Origin of the sequence: Rhizobium sp. FKL33, assembly GCF_005222915.1 — a bacterium.
Lineage (GTDB): Bacteria > Pseudomonadota > Alphaproteobacteria > Rhizobiales > Rhizobiaceae > Rhizobium_E.
In genome coordinates, this window is sequence record NZ_STFX01000019.1 from 1 (window position 1) to 12,844 (window position 12,844).

Genomic DNA, 12,844 nt, shown 5'->3' on the forward strand with positions numbered 1-12,844 from the left:
AACACCTCCAATCAGAAGGGAATCATGAAAACCGGAAATCTCAAAATCCCAACGATTCACGTTTTCGGTACGATGCTTTAGCAGGAATGTGCCGGTGCCAACCGCTGGGTCCGCCACGGTGACGTCGGAGGAGGCAAGGCCGCTCGTGCGTTCGAACAATGGCCCGCGCAGCACTTCGTCCACCATACGCACCATGGCGTTCACCACTTCCGGCGGGGTGTAATAAGAGCCGGTGCGCTTGCGCAGCGTGTTGTCGTAGACCTCAAGAAAATGTTCGTAGAAATAGAGCCAGGCGTCAGGGTCCTTTTTGCTCACCTCGCGCCAGTTCACAGCGTCCAGCACACGCGCCATTGTGTCGAGCGAGGTTTTCAGCGCCGTGCGATTTTCAGGGTTATCGGTCAGAAGGCCAAGCGCGGTGCCGATCAGTGAGTTGGATTTCTTGAGATCAGAGGCGGCATGCTCGATGCCTTGGCCCAGCGAAATGTCGCGCGTTCGGGCAATCAGCAGGCCGAAAGTCACAGCTTGAGCGTAACCATCGGCAAACTGCGCATCGTCCGCCTGAGGAAAAAGCAGCTTTCGCCAATCCTGCGCCAAGCCGCTCAAGGCCACGTTGCCGCGAGCCATCTGCTCGCTCACTTCATCGCGCAGGAGCCGGCAAAGGCGCGCGCTGACTTCCGCCAAGCGACGAGGGTTTTTCGGCGTTTGCGGCGTCCAGGTGAAGAAATCGGAAAACAGAGTGAGCAGGCTGCCGGGCGCACGAACCGCCTTGCCATCCGTTTCCAGATCGCCTTCCAGGCGCACGATGCCGCCTTGAAGTTCGCCGTCACGCCAGAGCGAGAAGCTCATGCCATCGGTGTAAAGGAGGTTCGGTAGCGATTTCAGCCGGTTCCACTGCTCTTTGTCATGCCCCTGAAAACGGCGCGGGTCGGCGCCCTTGCCCGGAGCCTTGACTTCGATGAAGCCGGTCAACGCCTTGCCGAATGTGACCGCGTAGTCCGGCCGCGTCATGATGTCGGAAAGGGTGCTTTCGCCAATCAGCGACACCACATCCCCAGGGTAACCCAGAAGCTCGACAATGCCTGAGATAAAGTTCTCCAATGGACCACGCAACTGATCTTCCGGCGCACCTGAAACAACCGGGCTGGACAGCTTTTTCGAAACAGCATGGCCGAAAGCGGAGGCAATAGATTCAAGAGATATGGACGACATGTGATTCCCCTTGTCGTCAACCATATGTGGCAAGAGGCTAAATGCAAATGCGCGTCGTTTGATACAATCCAACAAAACGGCGACCCTTGCGAGCCGCCGCCTCATCAAACTGTTCTGTGAAACGCCTTACGCGTTCGCCACCAGCACTTCCCTCAGCTTGCCGATCAATTCGTCGATTTGCTCCTTGGTGATGATCAAGGGCGGCGAGAGCGCGATGATGTCGCCAGTGGTGCGGATGAGCAGGCCCTTTTCATAGGCCTTGAGGAAGGCCGAGAAGGCGCGCTTTGTCGGTTCGCCGTCGATCGGCTTCAGTTCGATCGCGCCGATCAGGCCGATATTGCGGATGTCGATGACATGCGGGCAATCGGCGAGCGAATGCAGGCGCTCTTCCCAATAGGGGGCGAGCTCGGAGGCGCGGGTCAGCAGGCCTTCTTCCTTATAGGTGTCGAGCGTGCCCAGCGCTGCGGCCGAGGCGATCGGGTTGCCGGAATAGGTGTAGCCGTGGAAGAACTCGATCAGATGTTCCGGGCCGGTCATGAAGGCGTCATGGATTTCCGACGTCACGAACACCGCGCCCATCGGGATGACGCCATTGGTCAGGCCCTTGGCGGTGGTGATGATGTCGGGCTTGACGTCGAAGAATTGCGAGGCGAAGGGCGCGCCGAGGCGGCCGAAGCCGGTGATGACTTCGTCGAAGATCAGCAGGATGCCGTGTTTGGTGCAGATTTCGCGCAGGCGCTGCAGATAGCCCTTCGGCGGGATCAGCACGCCGGTTGAGCCGGCGACCGGCTCGACGATCACGGCGGCGATGGTGGAGGCGTCATGCAGGGTGACGATGCGCTCGAGTTCGTCGGCGAGTTCCGCGCCATGCTCCGGCTGGCCCTTGGAGAAGGCGTTCTTGGCCGGCAGATGCGTGTGCGGCATATGGTCGACGCCGGTCAAAAGCGTGCCGAACATCTTGCGGTTGGAGACGATGCCGCCCACCGAGATGCCGCCGAAATTGACGCCATGGTAGCCGCGTTCGCGGCCGATCAGGCGGGTGCGCGAGCCGTTGCCCTTGGCGCGGTGATAGGCCAGCGCCACTTTCAGCGCCGTTTCCACCGATTCCGAACCGGAATTGGTGTAGAGAATGTGATCAAGCCCTTCAGGCCCGATGTCGACCAGACGGTTGGCGAGCTCGAAGGCCTTGGGGTGGCCGAGCTGGAAGGCGGGGGCGTAGTCGAGTTCGCCGGCCTGTTCGCGGATCGCCTCGGTGATCTTCGGGCGGCAATGGCCGGCGTTCACGCACCAGAGGCCGGCAGTGCCGTCGAGCACGGTGCGGCCGTCATGGGTGGTGTAATGCATGTCCTTGGCGCCGACGAACAGCCGCGGTTCCTTCTTGAACTGGCGGTTGGCCGTAAACGGCATCCAGAACGCCCGCATGTCGTTGGGCGTGGAGTTGAGGCGGTTCGACATTTCATTCTCCGGAAGTGGTGAGACCCGTTGCGCGTCGCCTCGTACGGTCCGGTTTTTCCTGGGGTTTCAGGCAAATCGGCGCTCGACGCGGGCCGGCGTGCGTGTCGCGCAAACTAGCAAGCACCCCTGCCGCGTCAAGGAGGGCCACGGAATTTCATAAGTGATCACGGGAATTGACCGGTCAGGCCGGGGCAAGATTGGTGTGGGACTTCCTAATATGCAGGTCATGCGGCCGCCAGGGCAAATCGCGGACGCAGGACGGTGCATCAGCGGCGGAACGCCAGAATAGCCCCGTTTCTCCTCATGACCAGAGAAACGGGGCCGTTTAAAAGTATCCCTTTTTCTCGTTCCTTTTATTAATTCATTCGACTTTATGAATTATCGTGGCCTTTTGTCGCGGTTTTTGCTGTAGTTGGCGCGCGCATGAATTAGTGGGGTTACTGGTGCTGCTTGCCTTGAATGACGGCGTTGAAACGCCGCTCGAATTCGACAAAGCCGTCATAGGCATCGCCAGTAGCGAGATCGTCCATCTGGCGTCAGCTTTTCGCCGCTTCGGCGTGTTGAAGATCGATCTTTCTAGTGGGTCGATGTATTTTTCGCCGGACGCCTGCCGCATGCATGACTTGCCCGTGACGTCGGGACCGATCGAGGTGGCAGATCTTTTCAGCCAACTTCATCCCGAAGACGCCGAGCGCATTTTTGATGCGTTCGACACGGCGACGAGATCGCGTTGCGGCTGGTATTTCAACTTTCGGATTCGGCAGAAGGACGGCTCCTGGCGCTGGGCGCGGTTGGTCGAGCGCTATATCGATACGCCTCCGAATGGCGAGTTCATCGGCATCGTCTATGAATTCCTGCCGCCTGTGCCGACCGCCGAAATCCGGATCAGGCAGGTCGATGAACCCGGCGGCGAAAAGACGCTTTGCCGGCTGGTGTTTACCGGCAAGACCACGTGCATTCAACGTGTCGAGGAGCCGCTTGAGGATCAGGCCGCCGAGCGGCTCCGTCATCCTGCAATAGAGGTGGGGGACGACGATCTGGCGGAACTCATTTCCCGGCATCGTCTCTATGGCTTCTTCCGGCAGGATATCGAAAGCGGCCATTGCTACTTCTCGCAGGCCGCTTATCAGATCTATGGCTTACCCTATACATCCGGACCCGCCAATCTGGCTGAGATGATCCGGCGAACGCATCCGGATGATGTCTGTCTGGTGTCATCGGCCTTCGAAGCGGCGGCCCGACACAAGGCGATGTTCCATATCGTCCATCGCTATGCCCGCACCACCAGCTACAAGACGCTGCGGCTGGTCGGCAATTATCGCGAAACGCCGGATGGCCGGGGCGAACTCTACGGCTCGATCTACGAATTCTACGACAATCTCTCGATCGTCGGCTTTTCATCCTGACGTGGAAAGAGTCTGAGGGGCAGGGCGCCCCTCTCGTCAGCGGTCGAGCACGTCGCGCACTTCGATGAGGTTCGAACGCGCCCGGAGAATGTAGAAACCCTGGGTGGCAAGATGGGTCGGCATGATCCAGCCGTCCTCGCGGCCGTTGGAGATGATCGCCGGCTGGATGTTCAGCGCCGCGCGGAACTGCTTGAGCATCTCGCTCCAGAGCGGCCCGAGATTGCGCTCGCGGATGACGGGGCCGAAATCGGCGCGGGCGGCGGTCAGGATGCCGTAATAGCCATAGAGCTGGCCGTAAGCGAACCAGAAGCGGTCGTCGGCGCGGGTGTCGAACCAGCCGGCATTGTAGTTTTCCGAGCGTTCCCGGAGCATGGCCGAGGTCGAGCCGAGGTCGTTGGCGATGCGGTCGAGGAATTCGAGCAGGTTGTCGGCGCGGCCGTCGAACACCGACTGGCATTTTCCAAGCTCGGTGTTGAACTGGTTCAGTTGGGTCACGGCCTGACGATAGATGTCCGGCGTCGGGGTGCGGAAGCCGAAAGGCGAGAAGCTGACATACCAGGAGGCTTCGTCATACTGCATGTTGGAGCGGGCGGCCTGCAGCGTGTTGTTGATGCCGGAGGTGCCGCGCACGCGAGCAAGCGAATCCACCAGCTCGACGGTGGTGCGGCGCACCGTCTGGTTCACGCCGCGCTGAAAGCTGGCCTTGTTGTCGAGCCAGGGCGTATGATCCCAGTCGATCCCGAACAGGCCGAGCTTGTAGAGCGGCATCGAGGAAATCCAGGTGTTCTGGTTGACCTCCTGGTCGATGAGATCGGCGGCGATTTCGACAATGCCCGATGTCTGGCATGCGGTCGGAGCCGCGCCTTCTGCGCCGCTGACGTCCTGTCCGGCTGCGAATTTGCGCTGATCGAGCTTGTAGGCTGCGACATAATCCGGGTTGAAGCCCGTCCAGACCTGGGTGATCCAGACGAAATGCAAATAGGCGCCGACGAGGATCACCAGGAATAAGCCGACCACCGCCTTGATGATCAGCCCGCGCGAGGCGTACCAGCGGCTGGCGCTCAGGAAGGGGAACAGGATCCAGGCGATGATCATGCCGATCCCGCGGCCGATGGCGCTGAAGATGCGTTGGAAAAACGCAATGATCGGGTCCAGCATGCTCACTCCTCTTGAATGCCGCAGAGCCGGCGGCGAAAGCCGGCCTTGTCCTTGAGATATGTACTTTCGAGCGTCTTCACAACGTGTTCCCGGAACTTTTCTGGATAGGTTTCATAGGCCTTGTAGAAGCCCTGCTTGTCGAAGATGAAGCGCGAGACGAAATCATGCGGCTGCAGCGACGCGATCAGCCGGTTGACCAGCCACTGGTCCGGATGGCTGGGTTCGGCGCGGATCAGCAGGAAGCGGTTCCGGGCGGCGATGTCGGGCATGCGGATGCTGCCGGTCGTATCCGCCACCCGCAGCATTTCGCTGAGCAGCGGATAGCCGCCATCGGCGAGCACCTGGTCGGCGTTCATATGCGCCCAGGTCTGCAGCCAGACCATGTCGGCGCGGTCGGCGTCGAAATTCGGATCCTTGGCGACGGCTAGGCCGAGCACGATCATGCGCATCCGGTGCTGATAGAGGCCCGATGCGATGACCCAGGACGCCTGCGGCAGCTGGATGCGGCGGGTGCGGGCGAGAAAACCATAGAGTGTCTCGTGGTCGTCGATATCGATGTAGGAGACCTGCCAGGGCCGCGCCTTCCGGAAACCCGGCGCATCGGCCCGGCAGATCACGGTGGTGTTGCGCGCATCGTGAAAGACATAGACGCCGCCGAAATGATCGGCCCAGAAGGCTTCATGGCGAAACACCAGCTGGTCAGGCACCAGTGTGTTCTGGCGAATGTCGCCGGTGATCTTGGCGAGCTCCACCATGCGGTTGAGCATGGCGTCGTCGCGCCAGGCCTCGGGCTGCGAGGTCAGCTGATCGGCGAGCATGCGCAATTCCGATGCTTTGCCGAGGATGTCCTCGGCGGAATGGACGCGGAAATTCACTTCGTTGATGGAGAGCAGATCCTCGATATGCTCGACCTTGGCCACCGAATCCTCGATCTCGCCATAGAGCGCGTCCTTGATGGTGACGGCGCTGATGGCGCGGGCATTGGCGCGGTAGAATTCATGCATCAGCCCGGCGGTGTTGGAAAAGCTGGTATGGACCACCGGCAGGTTTTCCTGCTCCGGGGTCAGAATGATGAAGCGCCTGTTGACACGGAGCGGATCGAGATAGTCGCGGTCCCCCAGCTCCTCGGCAATCTCCGGCGAAAAGCCGGTCATGTCGATGTCGAAGCGCTCAAGCTTTGTTTCAGGCAGGCCGAAGCCCTTGAGCGCCTTGTTGTAGCGGGCGATCAGATGCGGGGCGTCGACCGTCAGCAGGCGACCATAGATGAGCTCGGATTCGAGGAGGCGTTTCATGAAAACTCTTACCTGTATATGTCCCGGCGGTGACCGATCTCGATCATGAGCACCACGAGCCAATCTTCGTGAAGCTCGCAAACAATCCTGTAATCGCCGACGCGGTAGCGCCAGAGATGTTCGTATCGGGGTCCCGTCAATGCTTTGCCCAAGCGCCGAGCGTCGCCTGCTCCGGCAACCCGCTCCTGCAGAAACTGGACAATACGTTTGGCTTCCGGACGGCCCAGCTGTTTGAGATCCTTCTTGGCGTTTTCGGTAAGCTCAATCGTCCAGTCCGAGCTCACGCGTCGCCTCGCTCAGGCTGTAGGTGCGCATCTCGCCGGATTTCACTTTGTCCAGCGTCTCCTCGGCGCGCCTGATATCCTCAACCTCTTCGATATGCTCTTCGATGGCTTGCCGTATGAAGGCGGAGGGCGATTGGCCCAGCTCATTCGCCGCGCTTTGCAGCCGCTCAAACACATCTTCCGGAAGTTGAATGGCAGTCTGAATGGTCATGGGTGGTTTCCCTATCCGCGTGCGCGACTGGTGAATTCAACGTATCCGAATGGAGGATCGTCGGCAATTCAGCAAAGCGCCCCTCCCATTGCCCATCTCAGTTGGTCCACCGTCCCTCCGTCTTCATCGCCTCGATCTCGCGGATGGCGCGTTCGCGCTGGCGCTCGCGGCGGATGATGTCATTCACGGCGGCGTCGTCGCTCTTGTCGGCGTAGCGGAATTCGGAATCGGCGTAGCGGTTGATTTCCTGCTGCACCATGTCGAGCGTGATCGGCTGGCGGAGTTCCGCGATCATGGCTTTCTTGGCGTCGTAATCCTTATGCAGGAAGGTCTCGGGCTTGTCGAACCAGTCATCGGGCAGCTCGACATCCATGGCGCGCATCTTGATCGCGTCGGTGATGTTCTTGATGGCGCGGCCGGTGAAGCGGGGTTCGGCGAGCCGGATCTCGTGCAGATAGGCGCCGATATCCGCGATCGTCTTCAAGCTGCCGCGGCTTTTCTCGAAGCGCTCCCAGACTTTGACGAGGCCGTCTTCGCTCGGACTGCTATGGCCCTCATAAGTGGCGCTCACCGCGCGCTTGATCTCCTGGCCGGCATAGAGCTGGTATTCGCCGAGCGGGATCTGGTGGTTCTTGCCGACAAGCAGCGCGAAAATGTCGATATAGTCTTCGCGCGTCTGCGGACCATCCACCAGCCAGCGAGCGCCGGCGCGCTGGCGCAGGGCATCGTCGACATTTTCGGGATAGTTTGAGAACATGCCGAAGGAGCAGTTGCCGCGCACCACGGTCGAAGCGCCGGCGAAGGCCTCCATCAGCACGGCCGTCACTTCCTGCTGGCCAGAGGACGCCCGGTCGTCAGAACGCTTGGCGGCGACCTGGTCGACATCGTCGATCGTGCCGAAGCCGATGGTCTTCGGATTCATGATATTGTCGATGAAGGCCTTGCAGTTCTGACCGGATTTACCCTGATAGGACGAGACCTGGTCGACGCCGAAATTCTCGTAATGGAAGGCGTAGCCCGCCACCTGGCAGTAATCGTTGATCAGGCCGGCGATCATCTGGATCAGCGTCGTCTTGCCGGTGCCCGGCATGCCGTCGCCGATGAAGGTGAACAGGAAGCCGCCGAGCTCGACAAAGGGGTTGAGGCCACGCGTGAAGTCATAGGCCATGATCATCTTGGCGAGTTTCATGCCCTGATATTTGGCGATGTGATTGCCGATCACCTCGTCCGGCTTCTTGAAGCTCATCACCAGCGGCTTGCGCTTGGCGCCGGGGGCGACGTCGAAGCCATCGAGATCGAAATCGTCGCTCTCGATGCGGATATGGGCGCTCTCGAAGGGACCGAGGCCGGTGAAGCGCGGTTTGCGCGCCATCAGCCCGGCGATGGCGTCGCGGGCGAAAGCGCGGGCGCGGCTCAAAAGAGCGAGATCGTCGGGTGCGCCTGAAAGCGCCCGCTCCAGACCCGCGATCATCGATTTCACCGCATCCTGCGGCGTGTCGAACAGGAAATCGGGCTCAGTGACGTCCTCGGTCGGTTCGCCCTCGGCGGAGAGAGTGACGGAGAGATAGGCGGCCAGTGTGAAGGCGGCCACGAAGCCTGAGGTCGCCAACAGTCCCTTGAACTGGTCGGCATCTGCGCCTGTGAGCGGCGAGACGGCGTTGCGTGACTGTAAGGCTTCCAACTGGGTTTGCCGAGCAAAGATGTCGGTCACAGCCAGCGCCACCATCACCCCGCGGCGGGCGCGATAGAGCAGCATATGCTGGCGGGGCGTGAGCATCGGATCATTGGGTCGCGCGGACTGGATCGTGCGGGCGAGATCCACTTCGCGGGTGCGGCGCACGCCGGTGGTCGCAACAGTCGAGACGAAGCGGCGGCCTGTGCCGGCGATCGCCGTGCCGCCCGGTCCGCTGTCGTTTTCCAGCATGACGATCTTGCTGACAAAGCTTTGGGCTAGGCCGAGATGCTTGACGATGTCGTCCTCGGGAATTGCCGTGAGGCCAGTGTTGAGGGACATGAAGTAAGCCTTTCGAATCAGGGAGCTTCCGGGGCGATTGTTATTGGCGTCAGTTGCGTTGGTTGAGATCTTCTATCAGTGTTATTCGATCAAAAATGGGGAATGACATGTTTGGGAGCGGCCTCAATATCGTCCTGGGAGTATGGCTGGCTAGCAGTCCTTTGACGAGCAGCCCAACGAATGCTTGGGCTTATGGGAAGATGAATGCGATGCTGCATATCGTAATGGCGTTGGCGGACCAGGCTCACTGCCCCTCTCTTGAGGTGAATACCAAACTGCTTGCCGAGACACAGGTGTTTTATCACATCAACATTCTTCAAAATCCGCTGGACGTCGCCTTTATCACTAAGATCGGCGCCAGATCGAATGAACGCGTCGCGGCCATGACGCAGGAGGCGGCTTGTGCCGAGGGGCGACTTTGGTTTGGACCTGACGGTACGCGCATCAAAGGCCTGCTGATAGAAAGATAACAGGCGCTGGATTCGCTTACATCGCCTTGTGGCCGCATCGTTCGTGACTTGTCTGGATCAAAGCGCTCAGACATCCGTCACCTGGTTGCCCGAGATGACATGGACCTTGTAGCCCGCAAACACCCGTTCGGCTTCGCCCGAGGCGTAGAGCGCGGTATAGGCGTCATGCGGCACCAGCGCGTGTTTCTCGAAACCGGTGACGCCCATGCGGGCCGCTTCGAGATCATTGGTGTCGATATGGAAGATCTGCTCGGCCGGCGTCGAGGAGAAGAAGCCGCGCTGGGCGGGCTTTTCCTGTTTCGAGATCACGTCCTGCACCGTCCAGGTCAAGAGCCAAGCGTTTTCGGCCTTGCGCACCCGCGACAGGATCGAGTTGATTACTTCGTTGTTTTCGGTGATGCCGGCCGAGTAGAAGGGGCCGATGACGATCCGGCGCATCTGTTTTGGATGCAGCGTCGGAAAATCCTTGTCGAGATTGGCCGCGATCGTCACCGGCGTCAGCGCGTAACCACTGTTGCGGATCACGAAATCGTCGAAGCGGGCGGCGAGTTCGGGATTGAGAAATCCGCCGATGGGGAGAGGGATCGGCACCTTCTCGTTCAGAGTCCCGTCCGCCTTGACCAGCATGCGGGTCATATTTTCCGAGGAATCCTCAATGCGGGCGATATAGATCATCGGCAGCGTCTGCGCGCCGTCGAAGGCCGCCCAGTTGACGACCACGGAGGGACGCAGGCTCTCGGCATTGACCGTCACCGCGGAGGTTTCGGGCAACACCACCGGCGAAAAGACCTCGCCCTTCTGCGCCCCTTCGAGATAGAGCCGTTCGGCGATCCGGCTTTGCAACTCTTCCGGAAACGCCTTGTTGCGCAGGATGAAATCGACCATTTCGGCCCTCAGCCGGCCGGCGTCCGGCAGGGCGGCGAGCTTTTCGGGGGCGGAGCGGCGGTCGTTCTCCAGTTCCAGCACATTCTGAAACACGGGAAAACCGGATTCCGCCCGGGAGATGCGGAAGCGGTCCATGAAGCCGATCTTGTTTTCCCAGCAGGCGAGCGAGGTTTTGAGGCGCTCGACATATTTCATCACCAGCGTTGCGGTGAGATCCCGCGACGCGGATGCGCGGCCAGGGCCGTCGAGATAGGCTTCCAGCCCGACGAAAGCGGCGCGCACCGTCTGGAAATACTGCGCCGCCGCCGGCTCGACCGCATTCATAGGCGACACTCCATGTTACTTGACGCCAATGAAGGGCACAGCCGATCCCGGCACCATGGTGGAGGGCAGTTGCCCGTTCCATTTTTCGGCGGCGGTCAGGTTGATGAGTTCGGGATTGTCCCGCAGCGCCGCGCCCTTGGCCTTGATAGCGTCGGCTTCCGCCTCGCCGGCCAGCCGGGTCGCCGCCGCATTGGCTTCGGCTTCGGCGCGCACGGCATCGGCGCGGGCCTGCGCCTGGGTGACGGTGATCTGCGCCTGCACCTTTTCACGCTCGGCGTTCTGGCGGATCTTCTGCACTTCCACCTCGGCCAGCATGCGGTTCTCTATGGATTGTTCATAGGCGTCGGAGAAATCGATGTTCTCGATCTGCACGCTGTCGATGATCACCGGGCCGCGGACGGAGTCGCGAATGGCGGCTTCCGCCTGGGCGTTCAACCGGGCGCGGTCCTGGATGGCGGTGACGGCGTTGAACTGGCCGAAGACATTCTTGACCTGCTCATAGACGCGGCGATCGATCAACCGGTTGACCACGCCTTCCTCACTGCCATATTCGGCATAGATCTTGGCCACCTGATCGGCCGGCAGGCGATAATTCACCGAAAGCGTGATTGCGGCGGGTTGCTGGTCTCGCGAATAGGTGTTGACGTTGTCATAGACCTTGCTGCGGTTCTGAACGGAGATCTTGGCCACCTTGTTGATCAGCGGCAGTTCGAAGCCGAGGCCCGGTTCGGCCGTGCCGACCACCGCGCCATAGCGCAGAATCACGCCGCGCTCGCCCTGGTCGATGGTGTAGAAGCCGCCGGAGCCGATCAGGAATACCGCCGTGACCACGACGGCCACTGCTGCGAGCCTCCCAAAACCGCGATTTTTGTCCTTCGTTTTGTCCATAGCGCTCGGATCGCTCATCACAATATTCTCACTCGCTCAAAATATGCGTGTGTTCCTGTCGGTGGTCCGATGATCAGGACCGGGTGTAATTCGCCGAATTGTGCTTATCGAGCACCACCTGGAATCGACGTGCGAACGCGTCGTCGGCCAGCTTCTTGCGGCGCTGGATGTCCTGGGTGGAGAGCATGTTCTTCTCGTGCATTTCCAGGAGATCGCCGATATGGCGCTGGGCGGCTGCGCCGATGCCGGCCATGGTTTCCTCCGCCGCCGTGTCCACCTGGCTGCCCAGCGTGTTGATGCGGTGGGCGACTTCCTGCTGCGCGGCCGTCTTCAACGAATCCTCGAGCGCCTTGTAGAGAACGATGCGCTGTTCGGTGTCGATGGTCAGCTTGTTGATCAGCGTGTTCTGGGCGGCGATCTGGTTGTTGAGCGAATCCACGAAGGTCTGGAACATCGAGGTGTAGCGCTCGAGCGTCTGGCTCTCGGCCAGGAGTTCCTGCTCCTTGGCCTGCTTCTCGTTGTATTCGGTGGCCAGTTTCGAGCGTTCGCCTTCGAGTTCGGTGCGGGCCTTCTGGTCGGTGGCCGAAGCGATCTTGTTTTCGATGTCGAGCAGCAGCGGGTTGAGCTCCTCGATGCGCTTCTGCACGGCTTCGAGATTGACCATGGCGTTCTTGCGGCGCTCGATCACCTGGATGAGGCTCGCTTCCGAGGACTTGTAGCGCTGGTCGAGAATATTCTTCTGTTCTTTGAGAATGCCGACGATCGTGTCGGATTTCGCGAGCAGCTCCTGCAGATTGCCGGCGAGCGACATGCCGCGCACCCGATCGGTGCGCATGCGCTGCGCCTTCTGCTTGGAGAAGATGCCGACGAATTTTTCAAAGCCGGTATAGCTCTTCATGCTCTCGAATTCGGAGCCGAACACATTGGTGGCGTCCTCGAGCCCGAGGATGAGGTCGGCGATATTGGCCTCCATCACCTTCTGCTGGGTCAGCACGTCCTGAATGCGGGCATTCTCGATATCGAAGTTGGCGTCGCCGATCTTGGCGTCCGCCTTGGCGAAACGGTCCAGCACACCGGTTGAGGCGTCGAGCTTCCCGCGCATCTCGTTGACGATCGAGCGGGTCTTTTCGATTTCGGCGTCGAAGGACTGCAAGCTGGCCATGGTCGTTTCCCTGAAGTGGCCGCGTTGCCGCGGCGCGTTGACTGCGTGCGCACAATAGGTGTTTTCGCCGATTTGAAAACCGGCAA

General features: G+C 60.4%; 12 protein-coding genes. 2 read left to right on the forward strand and 10 right to left on the reverse strand.

The features are described from left to right. A partial coding sequence (locus E8Q41_RS11535) for an N-6 DNA methylase (RefSeq protein ID WP_170976456.1) occupies positions 1–1,209 on the reverse strand: 1,209 nt, incomplete at its 3' end. A gap of 126 nt (positions 1,210–1,335) precedes the next feature. After that, positions 1,336–2,664, reverse strand: coding sequence for an aspartate aminotransferase family protein (locus E8Q41_RS11540; protein WP_137155698.1), 1,329 nt, complete (start codon positions 2,662–2,664; stop codon positions 1,336–1,338). Positions 2,665–3,107: 443 nt separating this feature from the next. On the opposite strand from E8Q41_RS11540, the gene E8Q41_RS11545 reads away from it, so the two are divergent. Continuing rightward, positions 3,108–4,070 carry a PAS domain-containing protein gene (locus E8Q41_RS11545; RefSeq protein ID WP_137155699.1) on the forward strand — a complete coding sequence of 321 codons (963 nt, stop codon included), beginning with the start codon at positions 3,108–3,110 and terminating at the stop codon, positions 4,068–4,070. A 36-nt stretch (positions 4,071–4,106) separates the two neighbouring features. Here the strand turns inward: E8Q41_RS11545 and E8Q41_RS11550 are convergent, their stop codons facing one another. From E8Q41_RS11550 to E8Q41_RS11570, 5 genes are all read right to left on the reverse strand, one after another. Next, the gene (locus tag E8Q41_RS11550; RefSeq protein WP_137155700.1) at positions 4,107–5,228 is read right to left on the reverse strand and encodes a DUF2333 family protein; all 1,122 of its coding nucleotides are present in this window, start codon (positions 5,226–5,228) and stop codon (positions 4,107–4,109) included. Between the two features lie 2 nt (positions 5,229–5,230). Then, the gene (locus E8Q41_RS11555; RefSeq protein WP_137155701.1) at positions 5,231–6,520 is read right to left on the reverse strand and encodes a DUF6638 family protein; all 1,290 of its coding nucleotides are present in this window, start codon (positions 6,518–6,520) and stop codon (positions 5,231–5,233) included. A gap of 8 nt (positions 6,521–6,528) precedes the next feature. Then, entirely contained in the window at positions 6,529–6,804 is a 276-nt protein-coding gene (locus E8Q41_RS11560) for a type II toxin-antitoxin system RelE/ParE family toxin (RefSeq protein WP_170976457.1), read from the reverse strand. After that, positions 6,782–7,015: a DUF6290 family protein gene (locus E8Q41_RS11565; protein ID WP_137155702.1), complete on the reverse strand. Its 234-nt coding sequence runs from the start codon at positions 7,013–7,015 to the stop codon at positions 6,782–6,784. Before E8Q41_RS11565 ends, E8Q41_RS11560 begins: the two co-directional genes overlap by 23 nt. Before the next feature lie 97 nt (positions 7,016–7,112). Beyond that, positions 7,113–9,029, reverse strand: coding sequence for an AAA family ATPase (locus E8Q41_RS11570; protein WP_137155703.1), 1,917 nt, complete (start codon positions 9,027–9,029; stop codon positions 7,113–7,115). A 107-nt stretch (positions 9,030–9,136) separates the two neighbouring features. On the opposite strand from E8Q41_RS11570, the gene E8Q41_RS11575 reads away from it, so the two are divergent. After that, on the forward strand, positions 9,137–9,499 hold the full coding sequence (locus tag E8Q41_RS11575) for a hypothetical protein (protein WP_137155704.1): 363 nt from the start codon (positions 9,137–9,139) through the stop codon (positions 9,497–9,499). A gap of 66 nt (positions 9,500–9,565) precedes the next feature. Here E8Q41_RS11575 and E8Q41_RS11580 read toward each other — a convergent pair whose 3' ends face one another. From E8Q41_RS11580 to E8Q41_RS11590, 3 genes are all read right to left on the reverse strand, one after another. Beyond that, positions 9,566–10,708 carry a hypothetical protein gene (locus E8Q41_RS11580; RefSeq protein WP_137155705.1) on the reverse strand — a complete coding sequence of 381 codons (1,143 nt, stop codon included), beginning with the start codon at positions 10,706–10,708 and terminating at the stop codon, positions 9,566–9,568. Positions 10,709–10,723: 15 nt separating this feature from the next. Then, complete coding sequence (locus tag E8Q41_RS11585) at positions 10,724–11,548, reverse strand: prohibitin family protein (protein ID WP_246660163.1); 825 nt, start codon at positions 11,546–11,548, stop codon at positions 10,724–10,726. 121 nt (positions 11,549–11,669) lie between these two features. Beyond that, the gene (locus E8Q41_RS11590; protein ID WP_137155706.1) at positions 11,670–12,758 is read right to left on the reverse strand and encodes a hypothetical protein; all 1,089 of its coding nucleotides are present in this window, start codon (positions 12,756–12,758) and stop codon (positions 11,670–11,672) included. Positions 12,759–12,844: the final 86 nt, after the last annotated feature.